Source organism: Plantibacter sp. AC185, assembly GCF_979258065.1.
Map to the genome: position 1 here is coordinate 3,611,770 of NZ_OZ409831.1, position 25,464 is coordinate 3,637,233.

The 25,464-nt window shown below is 67.4% G+C and carries 23 protein-coding genes; 13 read left to right on the plus strand and 10 right to left on the minus strand.

The window, feature by feature from the left end:
• Positions 1 to 12 precede the first annotated feature (12 nt).
• Complete coding sequence (lhgO, locus tag ACZZZB_RS16840; RefSeq protein WP_463530317.1) at positions 13 to 1,191, minus strand: L-2-hydroxyglutarate oxidase; 1,179 nt, start codon at positions 1,189 to 1,191, stop codon at positions 13 to 15.
• A 120-nt stretch (positions 1,192 to 1,311) separates the two neighbouring features.
• On the opposite strand from lhgO, the gene ACZZZB_RS16845 reads away from it, so the two are divergent.
• From ACZZZB_RS16845 to ACZZZB_RS16860, 4 genes are read left to right on the plus strand one after another with little or no spacing between them, the layout of a single operon-like run.
• Positions 1,312 to 2,457, plus strand: coding sequence for a DegT/DnrJ/EryC1/StrS family aminotransferase (locus ACZZZB_RS16845; RefSeq protein WP_463530318.1), 1,146 nt, complete (start codon positions 1,312 to 1,314; stop codon positions 2,455 to 2,457).
• A gap of 20 nt (positions 2,458 to 2,477) precedes the next feature.
• Positions 2,478 to 3,404 carry an NAD-dependent epimerase/dehydratase family protein gene (locus tag ACZZZB_RS16850; RefSeq protein ID WP_463530319.1) on the plus strand — a complete coding sequence of 309 codons (927 nt, stop codon included), beginning with the start codon at positions 2,478 to 2,480 and terminating at the stop codon, positions 3,402 to 3,404.
• Between the two features lies 1 nt (position 3,405).
• The gene (locus ACZZZB_RS16855; RefSeq protein ID WP_463530320.1) at positions 3,406 to 3,858 is read left to right on the plus strand and encodes an acyltransferase; all 453 of its coding nucleotides are present in this window, start codon (positions 3,406 to 3,408) and stop codon (positions 3,856 to 3,858) included.
• Complete coding sequence (locus tag ACZZZB_RS16860; protein ID WP_463530321.1) at positions 3,855 to 5,090, plus strand: glycosyltransferase family 4 protein; 1,236 nt, start codon at positions 3,855 to 3,857, stop codon at positions 5,088 to 5,090. Before ACZZZB_RS16855 ends, ACZZZB_RS16860 begins: the two co-directional genes overlap by 4 nt.
• Before the next feature lie 75 nt (positions 5,091 to 5,165).
• Here ACZZZB_RS16860 and ACZZZB_RS16865 read toward each other — a convergent pair whose 3' ends face one another.
• Together ACZZZB_RS16865 and ACZZZB_RS16870 are read right to left on the minus strand one after the other, a co-directional pair.
• Positions 5,166 to 6,128: a Gfo/Idh/MocA family oxidoreductase gene (locus ACZZZB_RS16865; protein ID WP_463530322.1), complete on the minus strand. Its 963-nt coding sequence runs from the start codon at positions 6,126 to 6,128 to the stop codon at positions 5,166 to 5,168.
• Positions 6,128 to 7,231 (minus strand): DegT/DnrJ/EryC1/StrS family aminotransferase, encoded by a 1,104-nt coding sequence (locus tag ACZZZB_RS16870; protein ID WP_463530323.1) that lies wholly within the window; start codon positions 7,229 to 7,231, stop codon positions 6,128 to 6,130. The genes ACZZZB_RS16865 and ACZZZB_RS16870 overlap by 1 nt, the downstream gene beginning before the upstream one ends.
• Before the next feature lie 106 nt (positions 7,232 to 7,337).
• Between ACZZZB_RS16870 and ACZZZB_RS16875 the strand changes: the two genes are divergently transcribed.
• Together ACZZZB_RS16875 and ACZZZB_RS16880 are read left to right on the plus strand one after the other, a co-directional pair.
• Positions 7,338 to 8,420 carry a lysylphosphatidylglycerol synthase domain-containing protein gene (locus ACZZZB_RS16875; RefSeq protein WP_463530324.1) on the plus strand — a complete coding sequence of 361 codons (1,083 nt, stop codon included), beginning with the start codon at positions 7,338 to 7,340 and terminating at the stop codon, positions 8,418 to 8,420.
• 297 nt (positions 8,421 to 8,717) lie between these two features.
• A complete protein-coding gene (locus ACZZZB_RS16880) occupies positions 8,718 to 9,113 on the plus strand; it encodes a hypothetical protein (RefSeq protein ID WP_463530325.1) in 396 nt (131 codons plus the stop codon).
• Here the strand turns inward: ACZZZB_RS16880 and ACZZZB_RS16885 are convergent.
• The gene (locus ACZZZB_RS16885; protein WP_463530326.1) at positions 9,074 to 10,546 is read right to left on the minus strand and encodes a DUF2142 domain-containing protein; all 1,473 of its coding nucleotides are present in this window, start codon (positions 10,544 to 10,546) and stop codon (positions 9,074 to 9,076) included. The two genes, ACZZZB_RS16880 and ACZZZB_RS16885, sit on opposite strands and share 40 nt — an antisense overlap.
• 359 nt (positions 10,547 to 10,905) lie before the next feature.
• Between ACZZZB_RS16885 and ACZZZB_RS16890 the strand changes: the two genes are divergently transcribed.
• A complete protein-coding gene (locus ACZZZB_RS16890; RefSeq protein ID WP_463530327.1) occupies positions 10,906 to 12,195 on the plus strand; it encodes a hypothetical protein in 1,290 nt (429 codons plus the stop codon).
• Positions 12,196 to 12,249: 54 nt separating this feature from the next.
• On the opposite strand, the gene ACZZZB_RS16895 is transcribed toward ACZZZB_RS16890, so the two are convergent.
• Genes ACZZZB_RS16895 through ACZZZB_RS16905 form a run of 3 tightly spaced genes read right to left on the minus strand, consistent with a single transcriptional unit; the run spans position 12,250 to position 14,315 of the window.
• Positions 12,250 to 12,648, minus strand: a complete 399-nt coding sequence (locus tag ACZZZB_RS16895) for a DUF2304 family protein (protein ID WP_463530328.1) — start codon at positions 12,646 to 12,648, stop codon at positions 12,250 to 12,252.
• Entirely contained in the window at positions 12,645 to 13,385 is a 741-nt protein-coding gene (locus ACZZZB_RS16900) for a glycosyltransferase family 2 protein (RefSeq protein ID WP_463530329.1), read from the minus strand. The genes ACZZZB_RS16895 and ACZZZB_RS16900 overlap by 4 nt, the downstream gene beginning before the upstream one ends.
• Positions 13,386 to 13,433: 48 nt before the next feature.
• The gene (locus tag ACZZZB_RS16905; protein WP_463530330.1) at positions 13,434 to 14,315 is read right to left on the minus strand and encodes a glycosyltransferase family 2 protein; all 882 of its coding nucleotides are present in this window, start codon (positions 14,313 to 14,315) and stop codon (positions 13,434 to 13,436) included.
• A 74-nt stretch (positions 14,316 to 14,389) separates the two neighbouring features.
• On the opposite strand from ACZZZB_RS16905, the gene gmd reads away from it, so the two are divergent.
• From gmd to ACZZZB_RS16930, 5 genes are all read left to right on the plus strand, one after another.
• Positions 14,390 to 15,454 (plus strand): GDP-mannose 4,6-dehydratase, encoded by a 1,065-nt coding sequence (gene gmd / locus ACZZZB_RS16910; RefSeq protein WP_463530331.1) that lies wholly within the window; start codon positions 14,390 to 14,392, stop codon positions 15,452 to 15,454.
• Between the two features lie 5 nt (positions 15,455 to 15,459).
• Positions 15,460 to 16,395: an NAD-dependent epimerase/dehydratase family protein gene (locus tag ACZZZB_RS16915; protein WP_463530332.1), complete on the plus strand. Its 936-nt coding sequence runs from the start codon at positions 15,460 to 15,462 to the stop codon at positions 16,393 to 16,395.
• Complete coding sequence (locus ACZZZB_RS16920; protein ID WP_229939020.1) at positions 16,392 to 17,579, plus strand: DegT/DnrJ/EryC1/StrS family aminotransferase; 1,188 nt, start codon at positions 16,392 to 16,394, stop codon at positions 17,577 to 17,579. The genes ACZZZB_RS16915 and ACZZZB_RS16920 overlap by 4 nt, the downstream gene beginning before the upstream one ends.
• A gap of 124 nt (positions 17,580 to 17,703) precedes the next feature.
• Positions 17,704 to 18,531, plus strand: coding sequence for an HAD family hydrolase (locus ACZZZB_RS16925; RefSeq protein WP_290368185.1), 828 nt, complete (start codon positions 17,704 to 17,706; stop codon positions 18,529 to 18,531).
• Positions 18,528 to 21,047, plus strand: coding sequence for a glycoside hydrolase family 65 protein (locus tag ACZZZB_RS16930; protein ID WP_137243373.1), 2,520 nt, complete (start codon positions 18,528 to 18,530; stop codon positions 21,045 to 21,047). Before ACZZZB_RS16925 ends, ACZZZB_RS16930 begins: the two co-directional genes overlap by 4 nt.
• A 47-nt stretch (positions 21,048 to 21,094) precedes the next feature.
• On the opposite strand, the gene ACZZZB_RS16935 is transcribed toward ACZZZB_RS16930, so the two are convergent.
• Positions 21,095 to 22,132 (minus strand): glycosyltransferase family 4 protein, encoded by a 1,038-nt coding sequence (locus tag ACZZZB_RS16935; protein ID WP_463530333.1) that lies wholly within the window; start codon positions 22,130 to 22,132, stop codon positions 21,095 to 21,097.
• Between the two features lie 124 nt (positions 22,133 to 22,256).
• Here ACZZZB_RS16935 and ACZZZB_RS16940 point away from each other — a divergent pair, with 124 nt between their 5' ends.
• Positions 22,257 to 23,249, plus strand: coding sequence for a glycosyltransferase family 2 protein (locus ACZZZB_RS16940; RefSeq protein ID WP_463530334.1), 993 nt, complete (start codon positions 22,257 to 22,259; stop codon positions 23,247 to 23,249).
• On the opposite strand, the gene ACZZZB_RS16945 is transcribed toward ACZZZB_RS16940, so the two are convergent.
• Positions 23,246 to 24,526 carry a lipopolysaccharide biosynthesis protein gene (locus tag ACZZZB_RS16945; protein WP_463530335.1) on the minus strand — a complete coding sequence of 427 codons (1,281 nt, stop codon included), beginning with the start codon at positions 24,524 to 24,526 and terminating at the stop codon, positions 23,246 to 23,248. The genes ACZZZB_RS16940 and ACZZZB_RS16945 overlap by 4 nt on opposite strands.
• Before the next feature lie 7 nt (positions 24,527 to 24,533).
• Positions 24,534 to 25,379: a glycosyltransferase family 2 protein gene (locus ACZZZB_RS16950; RefSeq protein ID WP_191941457.1), complete on the minus strand. Its 846-nt coding sequence runs from the start codon at positions 25,377 to 25,379 to the stop codon at positions 24,534 to 24,536.
• Between the last annotated feature and the right edge of the window lie 85 nt (positions 25,380 to 25,464).

The following is a 25,464-nucleotide window of genomic DNA, read 5'->3' on the forward strand; positions in this document are numbered from 1 at the left end:
GGCGTGCGGGGTTCAGATACTCGCCACGATCGATTTCGCGATCTCGAGAGCACTCGTGGCGGCCGGCGAGGGCGCGTTGAGCACGTGCACCTGACGTGGTGCCCGCTCGATCAGGAAGTCGTCGACGAGGGATCCGTCCCGCAGGATGGCTTGTGCACGGACCCCCGCACCGGCGGGAATGAGGTCAGCCTGGCTGATCTCCGGGACGAGGCGTGCGAGGCTTGCAGCGAATCGTCGTCGTGACAGCGATCTGAGCACCTCGCCGATCCCGACGCCGATGTTGCGGGAAGCCATTCGCAGGAACCCGGGGTAGCTGAGATCGCCAATGGCCTCACGGGGGTTGATGTCTTTCCACGAGTACCCCTCCCGAGCGAGGGCCGTCACTGCGTTGGGCCCGGCGTGCACGGATCCGTCGATCATTCGCGTCAGGTGGACGCCGAGGAATGGCAGGGTCGGGTCGGGAACCGGGTAGATGAGCCCGCGGACCAGATCACGGCGGTGCTCCGCGAGTTCGAAGTACTCGCCGCGGAACGGGATGATTCGTGCGTTCGGGGTGATCCCGGCCATGCGGGCGATCTTGTCGCTCTGGAGGCCCGCACAGTTGACGAGCACATCGGCCCGATGATCGCCTCGCGAGGTTTCGACGGTGACCTCGTCAGCGATGGTGCGGATCCCCGTCACCGTGGTGTCGAGGTGGAGTTCCGCGCCGTGCTCTTCTGCCAGCCGGGCGAGCGTGCGGGAGACGGCGGCGTAGTCGATGATCCCGGTCGATTCGACACGCATGCCGCTCACCGCGGCCACGTGTGGTTCGACGTCGCGGATCTCTTCTGGTCGGAGCAGGCGGACAGGGACCCCGTTCGCCAGAGCGCGTTCGTGGAGCCGCTGGAGACCGGGCTCCTCCGCGGGCGAGACGGCGACGATCAGCTTCCCGCAGATGTCATGGGCGATGCCATGGTCGGCGGCGAAGGCAGCCATGGAGCGGTTCCCAGCCGTGCACATCTTCGCTTTCAGCGACCCGGGCTTGTAGTAAGGGCCCGCGTGGATCACTCCCGAATTGTGCCCGGTCTGATGTGCCGCCCAGCTCGACTCCTTCTCGATCAGCGTGACCGCGTCGCCTCGGCGTGCAAGTCGCTCCGCGACGGCCAACCCGACGATGCCGCCTCCGATCACGACGAATGTCTTCTTGGGCACAGGATCCTCTTTCACGATTGGCGACGGTCCGCAGTGGGGTTCACCGACGGCCTCCGTTACTATAGATCGCGGCGCTCATCGATTCACGATGCCGCGACGCTCAGAAACGAGGAATCCCGCTTGACTGATGTCATCGCTCTCGGCCAACCGACCGTCGGAGAGGAGGAGCTTGCGGCAATCGCCGAAGTCTTCGCGACCGGATGGTTGTCCGGAGCCGGACCGACCTGCAACCGATTTGAGGAACTCTTCGCCGCTGTCGCCGGTACCTCCGACGCCCTGGCCACGAACAACTGCGGTGCAGCGCTGCACCTGGGCTTGAAGGTCTTGGGTGTCCAACCCGGCGACGAGGTCGTCGTCGGCGACTACACCTTCCCGGCGACTGGGCACGCGGTCGCTTGGACGGGCGCGAAACCCGTCTTCGCAGACGTCCGACCAGACATCTGGAGCCTTGACCCGGCAGCCCTGGAAGCATCGATCACACCACGCACGGTGGGCATCCTCGCCGTCGACGTCTTCGGGCAGCCTGCCGATTACGACGAGCTGCGGGCGATCGCCGACCGGCACGGGCTGTGGCTGATGGAGGATGCGGCATGCTCGGCAGGTGCCAGTTACCACGGTCGTCCCGCCGGGAGCCTGGCCGACGTCGCGACCTTCAGCTTCCACGGACGGAAGGGCATCACCGCCGGAGAAGGTGGCGCGCTCACCACGAACGACCCGGCGCTCGCCGCGCATGCTCGGAAGCTGCACACGTACGGCATCGCGCCTGCACTGACCCGCGAGAACAGCACCGACCTGCCTGTTCCGAGTTTCGACGAACTCGGGTACAACTACCGGTTGTCGGACGTGGCCGCCGGCATCATGATCGCCCAGGTGCGACGCCTGCCTGAGCTGGTCGCAGCGCGGCAAGCGATCGCGGGAAGCTACGAACGCCTGCTCGCGGACGTCGGACGAGTGACGGCGCCCGTCGCATTGCCCGATCGGACCCACCCCTGGCAGTCGTACGTCGTGACGCTCGACGCCGACGTCGACCGAGGTCGAGTCGCCTCTCATCTGAAAGCTCACGGTGTGCAGTGCAACTTCGGCACCTACGCGTCTCACCTCCAGCCGGTGTACGAGTTCTCCGGAGACCTCCCGGTCTCTCGTGACCTGTTCGGTCGCCACCTGGCCATCCCCATGCACGCAAACCTGACCGAATCCGATGCGGAGCGGGTCGTGTCGACGCTCGCAGCCGCCATCGACCTCGCTGGAACCTCGTCCAGCCGATAGCAATGAAAAGAGAACAATCAGTGTCAGAAAAAAAGGTCTTCGTCACCGGCGGAGCAGGGTTCATCGGTCTGCACGTCGTCCGCCAGCTGCTCGACGAGGGGTACACGGTCCGGATCTTCGACAGCATGTGGCGCGGTGACCGTGACGCTGCCGCCGAGCTGGCGAAGACGGGCCGGGTTGACGTCATCGACCAGGACATCCGTAACGGCGGCGCCGTGCGTTCGGCCATGGAAGGGTTCGACTACGTCGTGCACCTGGCCGCCGACTCGATCAACAAGAGTGTCGCGGACTCCTACTCGTCGGTCGACATCAACATGGTCGGTTCGCACAACGTCTTCGCCGCGGCAGCCGATCTCGGAGTGAAGCGGCTGGTCTACGCGTCCAGCGCCTCCGTGTACGGCGAGCCGGACAAGCTTCCGATGCACGAGGACGACCGCCTCAAGCCGCAGACCCCGTACTGCATCGGTAAGCGCACCGGCGAGGACCTCCTCGGGTTCTACCAGCGGACCAAGGGCCTCTCCTGGATCGCCTTGCGCTTCTTCAACGTGTACGGGGAGGGTCAGAAGATGACCGCCTACTACACCTCGGTCATCAACCACTTCGTCGCTCGTCTGAAGAACGGCGACGCACCGGTGATCGACGGTGAGGGTAAGCAGTCGATGGACTTCATCCACGTCGTCGACATCGCTCGGGCGGTCGTGCTCGCCGTCGGATCCGAGGGCGGCAACGTCCCGATCAACGTCGGTACGGGCATCGACACGACCGTCGCGGAGCTGGCCGACATCCTGATCAAGGCCGTCGGAGCGGATGTCGAGCCGCAGTTCAACCCGCGCGACGTCCTCGTCTCGCGCCGCGCGGCCGACACGACTCGGGCCAAGGAGGTCTTGGGCTTCGAGGCGAGCATCCCGGTCGGCGAGGGCATGGCTGCTCTCGTGCGCAACTCGTAGCGTGCCAGCCGAGTCCGGCCTCCCGGAGAACCCGTACAACCCGCTCGCCTGGGTGATCGGACGACCATCGATCGGGGAGGGTACCTGGATCGGCGCATTCACGGTCGTCGACGGATCCGGCGGGCTCACCATCGGAGCGGGTTGCGACATCTCGTCCGGCGTGCACATCTACACGCACTCGAGTGTCAGGCGATGCGTCTCCGGCCGTCGGTCCCCGCACGTGGAGCGTCAGCCCGTGAAGATCGGTGATCGGGTGTTCATCGGAGCGAACGCGGTCGTGAACATGGGCGTGGAGATCGGCGACGAAGCGGTGGTCGGTGCCGGCGCGGTCGTGACCCGCGACGTACCGGCGCGAACGATCGTCGCGGGCGTGCCCGCGAAGATCGTCGGCCGAGTCGACCTCGACGACCCGGCCGACCCTGCGTTCATCCACGAGGCAAGGAGCAGCTCATGAGGATCGTCGTCGTGAACAACTTCTTCCCGCCGCGTCCGGGAGGGAGTTCGCACCTGTCCGATCACCTCGCGAAGGAGTATGCCGCGGCAGGCCACGAGGTACTCGTCCTGACGGCCGGATACCAGGGCGCTCCGGCAGAGGAACAGCGCGACGGGTTGCGCATCGTGCGGATCCCCGCCTGGACGATGCCCAAGAACCGCTTCGCCGCCAACTTCGACATCGCCTTCACCATTTCGGGGTCAGCGAAGCGGCGCGTGTTCGCCATCCTCGACGAGTTCGGGCCCGACATCGTGCATCAACACGGCCAGTTCTTCGATCTGACCTGGCTCTCCGGTTGGTGGGCGCGGAAGCGCAAGGTGCCGACCCTGTTGAGCATCCATACGCGGCTCTACTCACCGAACCCGCTGCACAATCTGATCTACCGGCTCGGCGATGCGCTTCTCGTCACCCCCCTCATGCGCTTGCACCGGCCGACGCTCGTCGTCATGGACGTCCTCATGGACCAGTACATCGACGAGCGGTACAAACGGGCGCTCAGCGGCAAGGTCTACATTCCGGTAGGCATCAACCCGAGCGCGCTGACCGGTGGCGACGCCGCACGGGCGCGTACGCTCCACGGTCTCGGCGACAAGCATGTCATTCTGTCCCTCGGGCACGTTATCCCCCAGCGGAACCGCGTGGCGCTGATGGAGGCGCTCCCGTCCGTACTCGCCCGGTTCCCCGACACGATCGTGGTCGTCATCGGCGGGGTCTACTTCGACGAGTTCCTCCATGTGGCCGAGCGTCTCGGTGTCTCGCATGCGGTGCACGCACCCGGGGCGAAACCGCAGTCGGAGATCCCCGACTACCTGGCGGCGGCAGACCTCGAAGTGCATGAGCTGGATGGTCAGGGGTTCGGGACGGCAAGCCTCGAAGCGCTCGCTGTCGGTATCCCGGTGGTCGCCGCCATCCGGCCCGACAACTTCGTCGAGGTCATTCTGCGGGACAGGCACCACCTCTTCCTGACGCCGCCGATATCGGCCTCGGATCAGCGTGCCGACCCGGCGGCGTTGGCGGAGACGATCATCGAGGTCCTTGAGGACCCGGTGGCGGCTCGACGCTCGGTGTCGGCCCACGCGCAAGCGGTGGTCGAGGAGCATTTCACCATCAGTCGGGTCGCCGCGAAGCACCTTGAGGAGCTCGAAGCCCTCGTCGCCTTCGCTCGGAGTCGCAAGACGCGCTCGAAGCGGTGACGCTCACCAACCATGCCGCCTCCTCGTCCATCGAGGAGGCGGCATCATTCGTGCGGAGCCAGGTGAGCGACTTGGTCAGTGGTGAGACGCCCGCTGCAGGGCGTCGATGACCTGATGCGACGGCGCGATCGACGCGCGCTCGGCATCAGCATCGACCGTCCCGTTGATCAGGCCGACGAAGTGCTCGAGTTGTGCTGCGAGGGGCTCCTGGGAGGTTGCCAGCTCCGGGATCTCGATGACCGTCTGCTGGCGATACCCGCGCCCGTCATCGGCTGCCTGTCCAGACACGTGGAAGTACACGGTGACGTCCCGTCGCAGCAGATCGATCTCGATGTGCCGATCGAGTTCGTACACGTTCAGCGACCGCACCTTCCGCTGGCCGATCCGAGACGCTGAGATCTGCGCGACCGCTCCGTTGTCGAAGCTCAAGACGGCCTCAGCGACGTCCTCGGCCCCGGGAAGGGACGTGGGGTGGAACCGTGACAGACCTCCTGTGACCGCGGTGATCGGGCTGCCCACGGTGCTGATCGCGAGGTCGACGTCGTGGACGAGCAGATCCCAGCTGACACCCGTCTTGATCCGAGGCGCATACGGCGAATGCCTCGTCGCGGTGACGTGCACCGGTTCGGAGATCAGGGCGCGCGCGGTGATGACCGCGGGATTGAACCGTTCGAGGAGTCCGCACATCATCGGTGTACCGGTCCGCTCCGAGAGCGCGAGCGTCTGTTCGGTCTGCTCGAGACCTGCGGCGACCGGTTTCTCGACGAGGAGGGGGGTGCCCGATTCGAGGACGGCCGCACAGAGGTCGAAATGCGCCTCGGTCGAGGCGGCGACGATGACTCCGTCGACCTGGTCCAGGGCGGTCAGCTCCGGCGTCCAGTCGACGTCGAATCGCTCGGCCAACCGCTGCCCGCTGCTCGGGAAGGCGTCGACGACGCCGGAGAGGGTCGCGACGCCCGACTGGGCGACGACTCTGGCGTGGAGCGAGCCCATCGTGCCTGCGCCGACGAGCAGAATGCGGGGGCTGGCGGCCGACATCAGCGACCCTCGGCGAGGTTGGAGACGACCTCGATGATGCGCGAGAGATCTTCGTCGGAGAGGTGCGGGTGCACCGGCAGCGACACGACTTCGCGGACGATCCGTTCCGCCACGGGGAGACGACCGATGATCACGTCGGCACGATCGCGATAGCTGTCGTAGTCGAACACGAGCTTCGGGTAGTAGATCCCAGCGCCGACACCCGCCTCGCCGAGTCGCGCGACGAATTCGTCCCGGGACACTGCCGCGGCTTCCGTCACTCGGATTGTGTACTGGTGCCAAACATGATGTCTGCCCGCAGCGGTAGCCGGGGTGATGATCCCGCGCACTCCGGCGAGTCCCTCGTTCAGACGCTCTGCATTGTTCTGGCGGCGCGCGACGAGATCGTCGTATCGCCGGATCTGGGGGATTCCGACCGCGGCTTGCAGATCGGTCAGTCGGTAGTTGTGGCCGGCGAGTTCATACTGGTACCGGGCGCGCATGCCCTGGTTGCGGAGCAGTCGAAGTCGGTCCGCGAGGCGGTCGTCGTCGGTCGTGACGACACCGCCTTCTCCGGTCGTGATGTTCTTGGTCGCATAGAGCGAGAACGAGCCGAGACCGAAGCTCCCGGCGGCACGGCCGTTCTGCGAGGAGCCGAACGCCTGGGCGGCGTCTTCGAGCACCTGCAGGCCGCGGTCTGCGGCGAGGGAGGAGATCCCTTCCATGTCGGCCATCTGACCGTACAGGTGCACGGGCATGACGACCTTCGTGCGGGCGGTGATCGCTGCGGCGACCGTCTCGGCGGTGACGTTGTAGTCGGCTTCGGAGATGTCGGCGAAGGTCGCGGTGGCCCCGGCCTCGAGGATGGCGTTGAGCGATGCGACGAACGTGAACGGGCTCGTGACGACTTCGTCACCGGGTTCGAGGTCGAGTGCTGCAAGGGATGCGACGAGCGAGATCGTGCCGTTGCTGACGGCTACCGCATGCTTGACGCCGACCCGCTCTGCGAACGCGTTCTCGAGCTCCAGGACCTTGGGGCCTTGAGCGATGACGCCGGACCGGAGGACCTCCAGTACGAGCTCTTCTTCCTCGGTGCCGAATTCGACGACGGTAATCGGTATCATGGAATCCACTTCGTGTTCGTGAGTGCACAATGCGGTCCGCAAGGCACCGGAACGATCCTAGCCGCTCGATGGACGATGCACCGGTGCGAGTACCGTCGACGACACGATGACCTGCCGCCCGGAGGCGGCCACCGATCTCTTGAGTTTGTGGGGCTATGTGAAGAAGATCCGCGCGGCGGCGCCCAAACTGCTCCTCATACTGCGGTATCTCCTCCTCGCGGTCGTGATCGGATTCGCGGTCTACTACTTCGTGAGTCAGTGGTCGACGGTGTCGGTCGAACTCGCGAAGATCGAGGCCCCGTCCCTCCTCGTATCACTCCTCGCCGTGCTCGCCGGGCTCGCGGCAGGCACGATGAGCTGGGTGAGCATCTTGAACGGACTCGGGCCGCGCGTTCCCGTGATCCGCGCGGCCCAGATCATGCTGGTCGGTCAGCTCGGCAAGTACGTGCCGGGTTCCGTGTGGTCGTACGTCATGCAGATGGAGCTCGGACGACAGTTCGGTGTCCTGCGGCCGCGCGTGTTGATCGCCTCGCTGTACGCGGCGGGGATCGGTGTCGTCTCGTCGCTCGTGCTCGGCGCGCTCGCCCTGCCGGTGGTGCTCCAGGGGCATCTCGAGCTGATGTGGTTGTTCCTGGCGTTGCCGGTCGGCCTCGCCTGCCTGCATCCTCGGATCATGACGTGGGCGGCGTCGCTCGTGCTGAAGGCGTTCCGCCGTCCTCCGCTGGATCACCGGGTCTCATTCTCGGACGTCGGGCAGGCGGTCGGATGGTCTCTGTTGTCGTACGTGTTCTACGGACTCCACCTCTGGTTCCTCGTCAACGCGCTCGAGAGCCCGGATCTCGGCACCCTCGTGCTGCTGACGGGCGCCATCGCGCTCGGGTTCACGGTCGGCCTGTTCGCCTTCATCTTCCCATCGGGTCTCGGTGTGCGGGAAGCGATCCTCATCGGCGCGATGACCATCGTGCTCACGCTTCCGCAGGCCACCGGGATCAGCCTCGTCTCCCGACTCGCGTTCACCGCAGCGGACCTCCTGGCGGCCGGCATCGCGATGGTGTTCGCCGTCGCCCTCCGGAAGCGCCTCGGGGTCGCCATGGCGCAGTACTCGGAGGAGGAAGCCGAGTACGAAGGCCACGTCGTGCCGTCCGAGGGGCCCGGCGATACCGCGGTGAGCGACCACCGGCGTCCCTGATCCCGTGCGCTCTCGTATGCTCAAGGGATGAACGCAATCCATCCGTCGGCGGTGATCACCGGCGAAGTGGTCCTCGGAACGGCCAACGTGATCGGCCCCTTCGTCATCATCAACGGTCCGGTGAGGATCGGTGATGGAAACTGGATCGGCGCAGGAGCGGTGATCGGAGCGCTCCCGGAGGTGCGATCCGTGCCTCACGGCGTCACAGGGGCTGCTCTCGCACCAGGGGCCGTCCCGTCCGCGGACGGGTCAACTTCGGATCAGCCGAGAGGCGTGGTGATCGGAAACCGGAACGTGGTGCGCGAGTACGCCCAGGTACATCAGGGTTGGCAGGAACCGACCGTGATCGGGGACGACGCGTTCATCATGAATCAGGTATACATCGCGCACGACGTGCAGATCGGTTCGCGTGTAACCGTGGCCGGCGGCGCACGACTGGCCGGACACGTGCACGTCGGCGACGGGGCGAACATCGGTCTTGGTGCGCTCGTCCACCAGCGTCGCCGGATCGGGGCGGGATGCATGATCGGCATGGGCGCCGTCGTCACACGTGATGTCGCCGACTTCGCCAAGGCCTACGGCAATCCTGCGCGTGTGCGCGGAATCAACCAACGCGGTGCTGAGTCGGCCGGGCTCTCGACCGAGGAGATCGCTCAACTGACAGAAGATCTCTCCGGTCGTCCGTCGACCTGAGTCGGAGCGGTGCCGTCCGGCGCGCTTCGGAAGAGCCTCCTGGCCAACAGTGTCCACCCGACGGCGACGATGGCGAAGAGGATAACGAGACTGTTCCAGCCGAACGGCGGCTCCCAGCCGTCGTCGAAGAGCATGGCCGACAGGCTCCCGTTCGCCCCGACGATGTAGCGGCGGAGGACCATGAAGAACGCCAGGAGCTGTCCAGCCGCGAGCAATACGTAGCCGCCCGTCACGAACCGGGAGAGCTTCGCGTCCGCACCGATCCCCGCATCGTCGAGGGCGAGCCCGGCGGCGATGAGCAGACAGACCAGGATTGCGAGCATGTACCGGCCTTGCCAGATGAAGCCGGACTGCGCGTACACCCCGATCTGCGTGATCGCGGGGACCAGGACGGTGACGGCGAGCAGTACCCAGACCGCCCAGCGGGATCCCGCGCGCCCCCAGATGACCGACGTAGCGAGTAAGAGCAGGATCGCGGTGACCCACACGGCGATGGTGAGCGATGGTGCGCTCGTGTCGACCCATCCGAACAAGCCGATCATCCCGAACAGGAAGTCGATCGTCTGGAGGAGGGTGAAGACGACGACGAAAGCCAGACCGATGACGCCGGGGTTCCCAGGTGCGGTCTCGGTGCCGTACACCGGGGGGAAGACGTACCAGAGCACGGTGAGGAGTCCGACGGCGGCCAGCCCTGCGATCAGCGCCCATGCTGCCGGCTTCCGAAGGAGTTCGAGCGTCCGCTGCCTGCTCCCGAGCAGCATCGCCACGACGGCGATGACGAGCACCCAGAGGAGCGAGATACTGCGACCGGTCAGGAGGAAGGAGGCCGTGAGGAGGGCGAGACCAGCCTGCTCCCAGAGCCGACGGCCGAGTTGCACGCCGCGGAACGTGGCGAGCAGGGTCGCGAAGAGACCGCCTGCCGCTGCGGCTTCGAGGCCGTTCGGGTTGATCGAGCCGCCGAGGTACAGCACCATCGGGGTGATGGCGACCACGCCACCGACCACCGCCCAACGGAATCGGGCCAGCAGCGTGAGCTGCATGACCATGATCGCCACCGCGAGTGCGCTGAGGGCTGCACCCGCGAGGCGCATGCCGTAGAAGGCGGCGTCACCATCAAGGAAGAGCGACGGCCAACCCACCAGGGCGTAGAAGACGGGAGAGTTGAGCCCGGCCGAGTTTCCAGTGGTCACCAGATCCTGGTCGCGGTCCCGAACGGCGTCCTGGCAGTCGGCGGTCTTTTCGGGGTCGAATGCGAAGCAGACGAGGTCGTGCGCATTGGCGATGTTCTCCGGGACCGTCGCTTCCGCGAGCGCTGGGTTCTTGACCCAGGGCTCCGAGACGAATTGGCCGCGGACCACTGCTGCGGCTCGGATCGCGTGCGAGGGCTCGTCTGGAATCGAGCCGATCGGCGAGGCGAGTGCCCAGAGGGCCATAGGGGCGAGAACCGCGACGAACGCAATGAGGAGCGTCAGCCATCGACGTCGTTCCCAACGCGTTGTCGTGTCAGGGAGGGTGGGGACTGCCATGGCGAAGAGGTCCAATCGGAGAGCAGGGCGTTGCCGCCGGCGTTCGACGATGAGTCTACCGAGGGGTCTGCTAACACCGTGCTGGCGAACGAGGCGAGACGTGGTCCTGACGGCGCGAACTGGGCGGGTACCATCGAAGTTCGTCCACCTGAAGGAAGCCACCTCGTGAAACCATCGTCGCTGGGAACGGCACCGGTGCCGTCAGGATCCCTGGTAGGACGGGCCGACCCGCATGGGGAAGCGGATCGGCAGCGCAGGGGACCGTCGTGAGCGCCGGTGATGGGGGCGTGCCGACCGAGGCGGGACGTCGCGGACCGAACGGTGCGCTGGTGATCCTGCTCGCCACCGCGATTGGAGGTGGCGCCGCCTATCTTCTGCAGATCATCGCGGGCGTCGCACTCGGGACAGCGGCGTATGCGTCGTTCGCCGTCTTCTGGTCGGCGCTCTACTTGTTGGTGAGCGCGCTGTCCGGCGTCCAACAAGAGGTCGCTCGCGCGACGTATCCGCTCGGTGCTGCGGAACCTTCGGGGCGTGTGCCAGTGGTCCGGAACTTCACCGTGGCGTCGGCGGCGCTCGTCGTCGTCGTCCTCACGGGCTCGGCCTGGCTGTGGACCGGTGCGGTGTTCCCGGCGAACGGCTGGTCGCTCGTACCGCCGCTCGTCCTCGGAGTGGCTGCATACCTCGTGGTCGCAGCGATCTCCGGCGTGCTCTACGGCTTGTCCTTCTGGACCGCGGCTGCGGCGATGACCATCGTCGACGGGCTGTTGCGGTTCGGTGTCGTCGGCGGGATGCTGCTGTTCACGCGGGACTCCGTGGTGTTGGCCTGGGGGGTCGCGCTCCCGTTCGTCATCGCCCCGGTCATCCTCTGGTGGTTCATCCGCGCCGGTGTGGTCGGGCGGTTCGGCACCGACGTCGGCCCGAAGGAGCTCGGGTGGAACGTCGCGCGCACGGTCGCCGCTGCCGCCGCGACCGGGGTGATGGTCAGCGGTCTGCCGCTCATGATTCAGGCAACGGGTGACACCGTCTCACCGGACGCCTTCGGCTCGTTGACCTACGCCATCACCTTGACGCGCGCGCCGATCGTCATCGTGGTGCTCGCACTGCAGAGCTACCTGGTCGTCGTGTTCCGCACCCATGCTGCTACCGTGGTCGGGTGGGTCGTCCGCTTGTCGGCGGTCGTGCTTGCCGCTTCCGCCGTGTTGGCCCTGCTCGCATGGTGGCTCGGCCCGTGGGCACTGTCGTTGCTCTTCGGCCGACCGGATGTGCTCGCCGGTGGGACGATCGCACTGCTTGTCGCAACAGCCGGCCTCGTCGGCGTGCTCTGCGTGACCGGGGCGGCCACGCTCTCCCGCGCACAGCACGGTGCGTTCGCCGGCGGCTGGATCATCGCCGCGATCGTGATGGTCGGCGCACTCCTGCTGCCGACGGGCCTCCACGAACGGACGATCCTGGCGCTCACGATCGGCCCGCTTGCGGGCCTGATCGTGCAATGCATCGCACTCGTCCGAGGCAGGCCCCAGGTCGGAGACACCGCGACTCCGACATCCGGCACGTGATGGGCATCTCTACGACTGCTCGCTGAGATGAGCCTCGGAGCGCGCGCCGACCGGTCAGGACGGATCGTTCGTCGTGGACTCGCCTCGAGGCCGACCGGCCAGCTCCTCTTCCAGTGCCTTGATCCGGAGGTCCTGCAGCGCGCTCTCCTCAGCCAGGGTTCGACTTCGATTCTCGAGCGTCGTGAGCTCGGAACTGTGTTGGATGCTGACCAGGAACAGAATCAGGATGCTGACGAAGAACACCAGGTTCGTAGGGATCTCGACGCCGATCGCCACCGCGGCCCAGACGAGCACCTGCGGGAACACCCCGATGACCAGCGCGAGGAAGCCGGCGAGGAGCCACCACGCGGCGTGGCGTTCACGGAGCCGTCTCCGGCGCAGCGCCTCGATGACGACGCCGAGCGTGAACAATGCGGCGACGATGCCGAGGACGTAGGTGCCGACGGGGATCATGCGGTCACCACTTCTTCTCCGCTGAGCGGTACCGGCGGACGGATGAGGGCGAAGATCAGGGCCAGTCCGGCCCGAGCCAAGTAGGTGGCGGCTTTGACCGGATTGTGTGATGGAGTACCACCGGCTCGTGGGCGCATGGCCACGGGCACCTGCCGGATAATGCACCCAGCGCGCGCAGCGATCACCAACGACTCGATGGTGTCGCCGAGGTATTCGGCCGGATAGTGTTCTGCGAACAGCCTGACCGCGCGGGGTCCGGTGGCTCGGAACCCGCTGGTCGTGTCGGTGAGTCTCGTCCGGGCAACACGGCTGAGCGCCGCGGAGAGGACGACCATCGCCCACCTGCGCGGACCGCTCACCTCGTAGTTGCCTGCCCCCGCGAACCGCGCGCCGAGCACGAGGTCAGCGGTCTGGAGCGCGTCGAGGAGTTCCAACACACCCGCCGGGTCGTGCTGGCCGTCCGAGTCGACCTGCACGACGTTGCGGAAGCCGTGCTCGAGAGCGTACTTGAAGCCGACCCGCATCGCACCGCCGACGCCGAGGTTGAAGGGCAGCTCGGCGACGACGGCACCCGCAGACCTGGCCTGGACGGTCGTGTCATCGGTCGAGCCGTCGTTCACGACGAGAATCGCGACGCCCGGAAGCTTCCCACGGACCTCGCGCACCACTGCAGCGACCGAGGCTTCCTCGTTGAGCGCAGGCATGACGATGAGCGTGCTGTCGAGCTGGTGCGGCATGCGGCAATCCTACTCGGAGGAGCCGGTCGAGCCCGAGTGACGGGCTGATCAGGTGAACGTGTGCCGAAGCAGAACGCGCATTCCGGCACCGTCTCGCGCCAACGCCGCCTTCGGGAGCTGGAGGGCGGCATTGAGGCGCGAAGTGAGATGGACGCGGGCAACCCGAGAAGCATGGCGCCAGCCGAGCTCCGCTTGTCGGGCCGCCTCCTCGGCGAACACCGTCCGCTCCTGTTGGAACCGCCTCCCGTCCACCGCAGTGTAGGAGGAGACGCTGCCGCGGTGGCGCCTGTAGCGGAACACAGGCGTGCCATCGAGCACCAGCGTCCCGCCCCCGCGGAAGATCTCCATCATCAGCGCGAGGTCCTGCACGACCTGCAGGTCTGCACGGAAGCCGAATCTGCGCACGGAGTCGACCCGCCAGCAGATGGATGGGAAGTACGCCCAGTTGCCGCGGAGGAGGCTGGCCGTGAGACGTCCACCCGAGAGTTGGACCGGTTCGGGGGCCGATGGGCGAAGCAGGGCCTTGATCCGGTCGCCCAGGGGGCGCACGACCTGCCCTTCTTCGTCGATCACTTCGACACCGGGTTGGATGAGGTCGACGTCGGGGAATCGTCGGGCGATCGAAGCGATCTGCGCGACGTAGCCGGGGAGCAGCTCGTCGTCGCAGCCCATGAGCACGCAGCGTGGCGCCATGGCGAGCTCGATGCATCGGTCGAAGTTGCCGCTCACGCCGAGGTTCCGCTCGTTGCGCAGATACACGATGCGATCGTCGTCGAGCGATCGCAGCCAGTCGCCTGGTGCGGTATCCGGGTAGACGTCGTCGACGACGACCAGACGCCAGTCCGGGTCGGTTTGCGCGAGCACGCTCTGCACCGCCGACCGGAAATGGTCGAAGCGTCCGTAGAAGGGCATCATGATGTCGAGCGTCACCCCGGTACGGTAGCAAGGTTCGCAGACGTGAGATGTCCCTGGCCCCGGACGCGCCCCGGGTAGAGTGTTCTTCCATGACTGAGACCTCAGGCCAGGCGCGCCCGGCCGCGACGCCAGCCCCCGTGAAGAAGGCCGTCATCACCGGTATCACCGGCCAGGACGGCAGCTACCTCGCAGAACTCCTGTTGTCGAAGGGGTACGAGGTGCACGGCTTCGTGCGGCGCGCGTCCACCTTCAACACCGGCCGGATCGACCACATCTACGACCCCGAGACGACCCACGACGGTTCGCCCCGACTCCAGTTGCACTTCGCCGATCTGGCCGACGGCTCGCGCCTCGCAACACTGCTCGCCGAGATCCAGCCCGACGAGGTCTACAACCTCGCCGCCCAGTCCCACGTGCGCGTCAGCTTCGACGAGCCCGAGTACACGGGCGACACGACCGGCATCGGGACGGTCCGTCTCCTCGAGGCCATCCGCCAGATCGGTCTCCACTGCCGCTTCTACCAGGCGTCGAGCTCCGAGATGTTCGGTGCGACGCCACCGCCGCAGAACGAGGAGACCCCGTTCTACCCGCGTTCGCCCTACGGCGTCGCGAAGGTCTACTCCTACTGGATCACCCGGAACTACCGTGAGGCCTACGGCATGTTCGCGGTCAACGGCATCCTGTTCAACCACGAGTCGCCGCGGCGTGGTGGCACCTTCGTGACCCGCAAGATCACCCGTGCCGCCGCGCGCATCGCCGCCGGCCAGCAGGACTTCCTGTACATGGGCAACCTCGACGCCGTCCGCGACTGGGGCTACGCGCCCGACTACGTCGAGGGCATGTGGCGGATGCTGCAGGCCGACGAACCGACCGACTTCGTCCTCGCCACCAACACCGCGTACACGGTCAAGGACTTCCTCCAGTTCTCCTTCGAGCGGCTCGACCTCGACTGGGAGAAGTACGTCAAGTTCGATGAGCGCTACCTCCGTCCCACCGAGGTCGACGCGCTGATCGGCGACTATGCGAAGGCCGAGTCGGTCCTCGGCTGGACCCCGAAGGTGCTGCCACCGCGCCTCGCGCAGATCATGGTCGACTCCGACGTCGCCGAACTCGAGGCGTCCGGCAAGCCCTACATCGACACCGCGGAGGTCTAGGCGCGGTGCGCGTCCTCCTCACGGGTGGTGCCGGCATGCTCGGTTCGAGCATCGCCGAGGTCTGGCCCACGCTCCGCGCCGCCGACGAACTGATCGTGGCGACGCGCGCGGACGCCGACCTCACCGATCGTGCCGCCGTCGCCGCCCTCATCGGGCGCACGTCGCCGGACGCGATCGTGCACGCCGCCGCGAAGGTCGCCGGCATCCAGGCGAAGCTGCAGCGTCCCACCGACTTCCTGCTCGACAACCTCCTGATCGACACCTCGGTCATCCGAGGCGCGATCGACGCCGGCGTCCCCGAGCTGCTCTACGTGTCGAGCGCGGCGATCTACCCCGAGGGGCTCCCACAGCCGATCGGTGAGGGCGCGCTCCTCAGCGGCACGCTGGAGGGCGCGAACGAGGGATATGCGCTCGCGAAGATCGCCGGGACGAAGCTCTGCGAGTACGCGAGTCGGCAGTATGGGTTCGCCTATCGCGCAGCAGTGCCGTCGAACCTCTACGGCCCGGGCGACGACTACACCCACGGTCAGGCGCACCTCATCGCCGCCGCCCTCGGTAAGGTGCACGCCGCCGTGACGAGCGGCTCCGACGAGGTCGAGGTCTGGGGTGACGGCACCGCCCGACGCGAATTCACCTACACGCCCGATCTCGCGGCGTGGCTCGTCACGCAGCTCGGCTCACTCGACGCATGGCCCGTCACGCTCAACCTCGGGCCGGGTGTCGACCACAGCGTCACCGAGTACTACGAAGCAGCCGGTCGCGCCGCCGGCTTCACCGGTCGCTTCCGGTACGACGCCACCAAGCCTTCCGGCGTGCACCAGCGCCTGCTCGATTCGGCCGCCGCCCGTGCGCTCGGCTGGAACCCCACCACCCCGCTCGCGGCCGGCGTCGCCGCGAGCTACCACGCCTACCTCGCAGCTCAGGAGCCACAGACAGCATGACCGACGACACTTTCGACTCCGGTTTCCCCCTCGCCACCTCCTCCTGGGATGCCGCGGAGTACGCCGCCATCCAGCGCGTCGTCGACAGCGGCCGCTTCACCATGGGTCCGCTCGTCGCGCAGTTCGAGCGCGATTTCGCCGGTGCGTTCGGCGCCGGGTTCGGCGTCATGGTCAACTCCGGGTCGAGCGCGAACCTCCTCGCGATCGCCGCAGCCGTCCTCGACGACCGGGTCGACCTGCAGGCGGGCGACGAGGTCCTGGTGCCCGCCGTGTCGTGGGCCACCACCTACTACCCGCTCCAGCAGTACGGCCTCATCCCGAGCTTCGTCGACATCGACGTCGACACCCTCAACCTGGACCTGTCGCTCGCCGAGGCCGCCATCACCCCGCGTACCAAGGCGATCTTCGCGGTCAACCTCCTCGGCAACCCGAACGACTTCGCGGCGCTCACGGCACTCGCCGAACGTCACGGTCTCCTCCTGCTGGAGGACAACTGCGAGTCGCTCGGCGCGAAGGACGACGGTCGGTTCGCCGGAACGGTCGGAGCGATGGGCACGTTCAGCGCCTTCTTCTCCCACCACATCTCGACGATGGAAGGCGGGATGATCCTGACGGACGACGAGGCCACGGCGCAGATGCTCATCTCGCTGCGGGCCCACGGCTGGACCCGTGGACTCCCCGAGAAGAACGCCGTCCACGACAAGTCGGGCGACGAGTGGGACGACCTCTTCCGCTTCGTCCTTCCCGGTTACAACGTCCGTCCGCTCGAGATGTCCGGCGCGATCGGCATCGAGCAGATCCAGAAGGTCCCACAGCTCATCGCGGGTCGTCGGGAGAACGCCGTGTACTGGACGGAACGCTTCGCCGACCTCGATTCCGTGCGCATCCAGCGCGAGCAGGGCGAGAGCAGCTGGTTCGGCTTCTCCCTCGTGCTCGAGGGCGCGCTCGCCGGCCGACGCAAGGAGGTCGTGCAGGCGTTCGCTGCCGAGGGGATCGAGTCACGGCCCATCGTGGCGGGCAACTTCACGAAGAACCCGGTCATGAAGTACCTCGACGCGAAGGTCCCGGCCGAACTCCCCGCCGCCGACAAGATCCACGAGGACGGGCTGTTCGTCGGCAACCACCACTTCCCGGTCCACGCCGGTATCGACCGCGTGTACGACGTGGTGGCCAAACTCTCCTAGGCTGGGTCTGCGCGGCCGCCCCACCGGTCCGCAGCAGCTTCCGTTCCACTGTCCACCTCTTCCCCCAAACCGACGAGGACCGTGCACCGTGACCCAGCCGATCAACGCGCCATCGAACGACGTCCTGACCCTCGACGAGGCGGCCTCGCGGCTCCTCGGCTGCCGGGCGGTGCTGTTCGACCTCGACGGCGTCATCACCCCGACCGCCGAGATCCACATGCACGCCTGGGCGAAGCTCTTCACCGACGAGCTCCTCGCCCACGGGATCACTGAGCCGTACACCGATGCCGACTACTTCCGGTACATCGACGGCAAGCCGCGGTACGACGGGGTGCGCGCGATGCTCGCGTCACGCGGCATCACGCTCCCCGAGGGTTCGCCGACCGACGCGCCTGAGCTGGAGACCGTGTGCGGTCTCGGCAACCGGAAGAACTCGGTGTTCACGGCCGTCCTGGAAGCGGACGGAATCGCCGCGTACCCGGGATCGTCGACCTTCCTCGACACGGTCGAGCAGGCCGGGCTCGCGGTCGCCGTGGTGTCGAGTTCCAAGAACGCCGAGGTCGTCCTCCGAGCGGCAGGACTCCGTGAGCGGTTCCCGGTCGTGATGGACGGCGTCGTCGCCGCGCGTGAGGGGATCGCCGGCAAGCCCGCGCCGGACACCTACGTCGCGGCCGGTCGTCTGCTCGGTTACGCGCCGTCTGAATGCGTCGTCGTCGAGGACGCGCACTCCGGGGTAGAGGCCGGTCGACGTGGCGACTTCGGTCTCGTACTCGGCGTCGACCGCGGCATCGGGCACCAGGCGCTCATCGACGCGGGAGCCGACATCGTGGTCGACGACCTCGACGAGCTCGTCGACCCACTGCGGTCGGCTTCGCGAACAGCGGGGCCGGACGATCCGGCCGACTCCCAGACCTTCACGGCACCCCACGACTCCTCCGAGGACCAGGCATGAACCACATCACCAGCGACCCGCTCGACCGTCACCGGTTCCCGCTCGACGACTGGGCGCTCGTCGAGACCCATGTCGACGCGGACGACGAGGGCACGACCGAGACCCTGTTCGCGCTCGGCAACGGCTACCTCGGCTTCCGCGGCAACGTCGAGGAGGGCCGCGACGGCCACGTCCACGGCACATTCATCAACGGGTTCCACGAGACCTGGCCGATCCGTCACGCCGAGGAGGCGTTCGGCTTCGCCCGCGTCGGTCAGACGATCGTCAACGCGCCCGACACGAAGGTCGTGCGCCTCTACGTCGACGACGAGCCCTTGATCCTCAACGACGCCGACCTCCTGAGCTTCGAGCGTCGCCTCGACTTCAAGACCGGTGTCCTCAGCCGTGAACTCGAATGGCGGACGCCCTCGGGCAAGCGGGTCCACATCCGCTCCCGTCGCATGGTGTCCTTCACCGACCGCCATCTCGCGGTCCTCGACTACGAGGTCACGTTGCTCGACGCGGACGCGTCGCTCGTGCTCTCCAGCCAGATCATCAACCGGCAGGACCGTCAGGACGACTACCTCACGAACGCACCCGAGCCGGGGATGGGCGACCCGCGCAAGGCGGAGTCCCTCACCGAGCGGGTGCTGCAGCCGCGGTACAAGCTCATCGACGGTCCGCGCGCGATGCTCGGATACCAGACGACGAACTCCGGCATGACGATCGTGGCCGGCGCCGACCACACGATCGAGACCGAGAACGAATACGAGGTCTCGACGCACATCGAGGCCGACCTCGCGAAGCACGTGTACACGATCCGCGGCCGCGCAGGTGTGCCCACGAAGCTCACCAAGATCATCAGCTACCACACCTCCAACGCCGTCCCTCCGAAGGAACTCGCCGACCGCTGCGCCCGCACGCTCGACCGTTCCGCTGAGAACGGCATCGAATCGGCGATCCGCAACCAGGAGCTGTGGCTCGAGGACTTCTGGGCGCGCTCCGACGTCGAGGTCCACGGACAGCCGGCCATCCAGCAGGCGACGCGTTGGAACCTCTTCCAGCTGGCGCAGGCGTCCGCACGCACGGACGGCGGCGGTGTCGCGGCGAAGGGCGTGTCCGGCTCCGGGTACGGCGGCCACTACTTCTGGGACACCGAGGTCTACGTCCTCCCGTTCCTCAGCTACACGGCACCGCTCGTCGCGCGGAACGCCCTCCGGTTCCGTCAGAACATGCTCGACGCCGCCCGCTCCCGCGCGACCGAGCTGAACCAGCACGGCGCCCTGTTCCCGTGGCGCACGATCAACGGGCTCGAGTCGTCCGCGTACTACGCGGCCGGCACGGCGCAGTACCACATCGACGCCGACATCTCCTATGCGCTGCGGCAGTACGTCGCGGCGACGGGGGATGAGGACTTCCTCGCCCGCGGAGCCGTCGACATCTTCGTCGAGACAGCGCGCATGTGGGCCGACCTGGGCTTCTGGCGCGCGAACGGCAAGGACTCGTTCCACATCTACGGGGTCACGGGGCCCGACGAGTACACGACCGTCGTGAACGACAACCTCTACACCAACGTCATGGCGCGGTCGAACCTGCTGTCGGCCGTCGAGGCCGTGGAGCGCCTCCGCGAGGACGATCCGGCCTCCTTCGAACGCCTGGTCACGCGGCTGTCGCTCGACGACGCCGAGGTCCGCGAGTGGCAGCGCGCCGCCGAGCACATGCACATCCCCTTCGACAAGCGGCTCGGCATCCACCCGCAGGACGCCCAGTTCCTCGAGAAGGAGCTGTGGGACCTCGATCACACCCCTCCTGAGCACCTCCCGCTGCTCCTGCACTTCCACCCGCTCGTCATCTACCGGTTCCAGGTGCTCAAGCAGGCGGACGTCGTGCTGGCGCTGCTCCTGCAGGGCGACCACTTCACCGACGAGGAGAAGCTCGCCGACTTCGACTACTACGATCCGCTGACGACGGGCGACTCGACCCTGTCGGCGGTCGTGCAGTCGATCATCGCCGCCGAGGTCGGGTACCAGCGGCTCGCGCTCAAGTACTTCTGGTCGGCGCTGTTCGTCGACCTCGCGAACCTGCACCGCAACACCCCGGACGGCGTGCACGTCGCCTCCACCGGTGGCGTGTGGAGCGCGCTCGTGCTCGGCTTCGCCGGGATGCGCGACCACGGCGGCGTGATCTCCTTCTCGCCGCGGCTGCCGGTCGACTGGCAAGGCATCACCTTCCGGCTCACGGTCAAGGGAACGCGCGTGCGCATCTCCGTCCGGCGCACCGAGATGCGGTTCACCGTCGAGGAGGGCGATTCCGCCTCGTTCGTCGTCGGCGGCGGCAACGTCCTCGTCGAGGCCGGCACCACGGTCACCGTTCCACTCGACAACCAGGGTCCGCACCTCGTCGGCGAGCCGAGCGCGAGCGACATCGAGGGCAGCCGCCGTGCCGACGGCTCACTCATCACCGTCTCGATGCCGACCATCGCGCTCGGCCCGGCCGACACCGAGTCGATCCCGGTCATCCAGCCGCAGTCGGAGTGAGGCGACGCGGCTGGATGGCGGTGGCCCGTCGTCCAGCCGCGGCCGTGTCAGGCGAGTGTGGTCCGGAAGGTCTCGAGCGTGCGTGTCGCCACGCGTTCCCAGGAGAACTGCTTGGCGCGTTCCCTGCCCTGATCGGCGAGTTCGGCCATCCGTGCGGGGTCACTGACCGCCGTCGTCATGGCAGTGGCGATCGACTCGAGCGAATGGGGATCGAAGTACTCGGCCGCATCGCCGGCGACCTCCCGGTACACGGGGATGTCGGAGATGAGCACGGGGAGCCCCGCCATCATGGCCTCGAGGGCGGGCAGGCTGAAGCCGTCGTGGAACGACGGCATGGCGAGCGCGGTCGCGGTCTCGTAGAGGTGACCGAGTTCCTCGCTGGTCAACCAGGATCGCAGCTCGACCCAGTCGTGCATGCCGACCTCGTCGACGACGGCGCGCAGAGGGTCCTCACCGTGGCTGCCGGTGATGACCACTCGAGGGCGGATCGCCTCGTCAACGAGCGGCAACGCCCTGATGAGACCAGCCCAGTTCTTGTGCGGGCGCCGGTTGCCCGTCGCCAGGATGAAGGGGTGCTCCTTGTCCGGTCGTCGTTCGCCCATCGGCAGGGCGGTTCCGGCGAGGGGGATGAGGTCGATGCGGTCTGCCGGGAAGCCGAGGTAGGTGATGATCTCGCGCCGGGACACCTCACTGATGGTGATCATCCGGCTGGCGTTCCGTGCACCCAGGCGCTCCATGAACTTCACGGGTTCCGTGAACGCCGGGGTGCTCATCATCTGGGGCTGGCTCCAGTAGAGCATGTCGTGCATGGAGATCACGGTGGGCATGCTGCTCCGGGCAGGACCGAGCAGAGCCGGGCAGTGCAACAGATCCGCACCGTGACGCTTCGCGATACGACCGATCGACCAGAGCTCGCCGATCGCCCACCGGAAGCGGTTCTCTCCGGTGATACCGGTGTCGATCATGTCCCCGGGGAACCAGGAACGGTCGAGCTGGTATCCCTCTTTGCTGGCGAGTCCGACGAACTCGAATTCACTGCCGAGTCGGCCGATCTCGCGGTACAGCTCGCGCGCGTATGTCTCCATACCGCCTTTCGTTCCGGTGTACGAGAGGAGGTCGACGGCTACGCGGGGCATAAGGCACGAGGATACCAGTGGGGCGGGCGGGATAGGCTGGTCCGCGGTCCGATGAGCGGTGAGGGGCGGGTCCATGCCAGCAACAGCAGCAGTCGACGGACGCGTCTCCGTCGCCCTGTGCACCTACAACGGCGCCGCGTTCCTCGAAGAGCAGTTGGCCAGCATGCTCGCGCAGACCGTGCTCCCGGGCGAGATCGTGGTCAGCGACGACGGTTCGACTGACGGGACATCCGCCATCGTCGAGCGCTTCGCCGCTGAGTCGTCCGTCCCGGTGCGTGTCCTGCGGAATCCGAGTCCACTCGGCGTCACGAAGAACTTCGAGGGGGCGATCCGCGCGACCACGGGGAGCCTGATCGTCCTCTCCGATCAGGACGACGTGTGGCGGCCCGACCGCGTCGAGCGTGCCCTGGCCGCCTTCGACGCGCGTCCGGAGCTGCAGATGGTGTGCTCGGACGCCCGGCTCGTCGGAGCCGACGGGGTGTCCCTCGGCACCACGCTCTTCGCGTCGCTGTCGATCGGCCCGCACGAACGCGACGGGATCCGGGCTGGTGATGCTTTCGGCGTGTTGCTGCGACGCAATCTGGTCACCGGTGCGACCGCGATGCTCCGGCGCGAGGTCTTCGACGCAGCCGTACCGTTCCCCGCTCCGTGGGTGCACGACGAGTGGTTGGCGATCGTGGCCGCGTCGCGTGGCCTGATCGAGCTGCTGGACGAACCCCTCGTCGACTACCGACAGCACGGCGCGAACCAGATCGGGATCGTCGAGCCGACGCTGGCGTACAAGGTCTCGAGGCTGATGCAGCCGGGGCGCCAGCGCAACCGCGACATCGCAGATCGCGTCGCCGGGCTCGCTTCCTGGCTCGACGAGGCCCGTGAGCCCGCACCGCTCGCCGATCGCTCGGCCGTCGTCGCCAAAGCGGCCTTCGAGCGGTTCCGGGCCGATCTCGCCCCGGCTCGGTGGCGACGGATCCTCCCCGTCATGCTGCGTGCTCCCCGCGGCGAGTACCAGCGGTATGCGAGCCAGGGGGCACTGGACATCGTGAGGGACCTGCTGCAGCCGGCCTAGCCTCGGGTCAGATGCCACATGGCCGCGCCGACCAGGACGACGCCGAGGGCGATGAGGCCGCCCCGCCAGGGCGCCCGATGATGCGCGGCGAGGAGGAGCAGCGCCATCACGACGAGCTCCCGGGCGTTCACGAGCCAGGCCGCGAGCTGCAGGTCGTGAAGGGCGACGACGCCGACCGGGAGGGACAGCAGCACGCCGACCGCCTTGATCGGACTCGCCCAGCGCATCCGGCTTTCGGCCTGGAGGACCGCCGTGACCGACCAGGCGACGACCGAGGGCGCGACCGACAGGGCGAGGACGGGGACGAGCGCGAGGGCGGGGTCCCAGTCGTCTGCGAGGAAGGGGTTCACGAGCAGCTCAACCCCGATGCTCGTCGCCACGGCGGCCACGACCGCCAGGACCAGCGATCGTCGGAGCGAAGCTTCCGTGACCGCGACGATCTCGGACCCTCGGCCGTCACGTGCCGCCTCGGTGAGGGCCGGCCGGAGGACGTTGACCGCGGCAAGCGCCGCCGCGTCGCCGATGCTGCGTGACAACGACATGGCGAATGCGTATTGCCCCAGGCGCGACCCGCCCGCAAGACCCCCGATCGAGAGGCGGTCGGTCTGTCCCTGTCCCCAACCGAGGAGGGCGAAGAGCGCCGTGTGCAGGTAGTCGCGGAACACGCCGCCGGTCAGCTCCGAGGGTCGCGTCCCGGTGTCTGCTCCACGTCCCAGTCGCGCCGCTCGCCGACGGTTGAGGACGGCGAACCCGGCTTCGGCGAGGAGCGCCTGCAGCGCGCTCGCGAGGAGCGACCCTGTCGCGACCAGCGTCGGCACGCTGCACAGGAGGGAGCAGGTCGACGACCATGCCTGATTCGATGCGATGTCCTTCCAACGCCCCGATCGCTGCAGTCTGACCAGGGCATCGATACCGGCGGCCGACGCGGCGGGGACGAGGACGAACGGCGCGAGGGCGAGCGCCTGCCACCGGTCCTGCTCCGCGTGTGTGAGGAGGAGCGCCATGACGACGACCGAGAGGAGGGCTCCTCCGACGACGGCGGACCACACCCGGAATCGTCCGATGAAGCGTGCCCCGGAATCGGTCCCGTCGTGGACGACGGCGGTCTGCCGAGCGGCCGTGTCGCCGACGGTCTGGACCAGCGTGAGGGCGAGGACCATCCACGCGTACATGCCGACGACGGACGGCGCGAGGCTCGCGGCCAAGACGAGCATGATGAGCGCCGAGGCCGCGCGCGGCAGGACCCGCTCGAGCACCGACCACGCGAGGTTGATCATCGAGGCGTCACAGGTAGAGCGTCCGGAGACGGAGGCTCTCGACGAGTCGACCGGCCCGAGAGCAGAGCCGCTCGACTGCTCGACGGCGCCGCAAGCTCGACGGGCGGCTCGACAGGAGGAGGAGGACCCCGGAGCTGACGGCCGCGGGCATGGACCACCAGGGCGACCGTGGCATACCGGCGGGCCGGTGCTCCCGGTACAGCCTGACATTCGCGCGGCCGTAGGCGAAGAACTGCCTCGCGACCGAGCGGAGGTCGCCACGCAGGGTGTAGTCGAGGACAGCGTCGGGCACCGCGATCGTCTCGAAGCCGAGTCGTGCCGCGCGCCAGAAGAAGTCGGTCTCGTCACCGCCGCCGACGAACGACTCGTCGAACCCGCCGACGCGGTCGTAGACCGTTCGTGCGAAGCCGCAGTTTGCGCCGACCGGCCAAGGGACGTTCCACAGCGTGCGGTAGACACCCTCATCGCTGGTGACGAGGCGTCCGTCGGGCAGTCGTCGATCGACCGCCCCGCCGACGCATTCCGCACCCGCGGCGAACGCCCTGGTATGGGCGGTGAGCCAGCCCGGTCGAACGACGTCGTCCGCGTCGCACATCAGTACGATCCGCCCGCGCGAGGCTGCCACGCCGCTGTTCCTGGCGTGGTTGATCCCGGGTCTCCCGCTCGCGTCGACGAGGTTGACGCGAGCATCGAGACGGGCGTATCGCCTGACGATCTCGGCCGTGGAGTCGGAGGAACCGTTGTCCGCGACGACGATCTCGAACGCCTCGTCGCTTTCCTGGGTGAGGAGCGCGTCGAGCTGTCGATGCAGTGTGGCCGCCCCGTTCCGACAGGGGATGACGATCGAGAGCATAGGTCCCCTTCATGAGATGTGATGTTTGTATACTCGGTATTTTAGTTGATCGTGTCGACTGATTCGAGCGGGGATGAAGAATGGT

Excerpts from the sequence above, each read along its gene's own strand:
- ACZZZB_RS16860 (WP_463530321.1), top strand. The coding sequence starts at position 3,855 with ATGAGGATCGTCGTCGTGAACAACTTCTTCCCGCCGCGTCCGGGAGGG.
- ACZZZB_RS16865 (WP_463530322.1), bottom strand. The coding sequence starts at position 6,128 with ATGTCGGCCGCCAGCCCCCGCATTCTGCTCGTCGGCGCAGGCACGATG.
- ACZZZB_RS16870 (WP_463530323.1), bottom strand. The coding sequence starts at position 7,231 with ATGATACCGATTACCGTCGTCGAATTCGGCACCGAGGAAGAAGAGCTC.
- ACZZZB_RS16875 (WP_463530324.1), top strand. The coding sequence starts at position 7,338 with ATGACCTGCCGCCCGGAGGCGGCCACCGATCTCTTGAGTTTGTGGGGC.
- ACZZZB_RS16885 (WP_463530326.1), bottom strand. The coding sequence starts at position 10,546 with ATGGCCCTCTGGGCACTCGCCTCGCCGATCGGCTCGATTCCAGACGAG.
- ACZZZB_RS16895 (WP_463530328.1), bottom strand. The coding sequence starts at position 12,648 with ATGATCCCCGTCGGCACCTACGTCCTCGGCATCGTCGCCGCATTGTTC.
- ACZZZB_RS16900 (WP_463530329.1), bottom strand. The coding sequence starts at position 13,385 with ATGCCGCACCAGCTCGACAGCACGCTCATCGTCATGCCTGCGCTCAAC.
- gmd (WP_463530331.1), top strand. The coding sequence starts at position 14,390 with ATGACTGAGACCTCAGGCCAGGCGCGCCCGGCCGCGACGCCAGCCCCC.
- ACZZZB_RS16920 (WP_229939020.1), top strand. The coding sequence starts at position 16,392 with ATGACCGACGACACTTTCGACTCCGGTTTCCCCCTCGCCACCTCCTCC.
- ACZZZB_RS16930 (WP_137243373.1), top strand. The coding sequence starts at position 18,528 with ATGAACCACATCACCAGCGACCCGCTCGACCGTCACCGGTTCCCGCTC.
- ACZZZB_RS16935 (WP_463530333.1), bottom strand. The coding sequence starts at position 22,132 with ATGGAGACATACGCGCGCGAGCTGTACCGCGAGATCGGCCGACTCGGC.
- ACZZZB_RS16940 (WP_463530334.1), top strand. The coding sequence starts at position 22,257 with ATGCCAGCAACAGCAGCAGTCGACGGACGCGTCTCCGTCGCCCTGTGC.
- ACZZZB_RS16945 (WP_463530335.1), bottom strand. The coding sequence starts at position 24,526 with ATGATCAACCTCGCGTGGTCGGTGCTCGAGCGGGTCCTGCCGCGCGCG.
- ACZZZB_RS16950 (WP_191941457.1), bottom strand. The coding sequence starts at position 25,379 with ATGCTCTCGATCGTCATCCCCTGTCGGAACGGGGCGGCCACACTGCAT.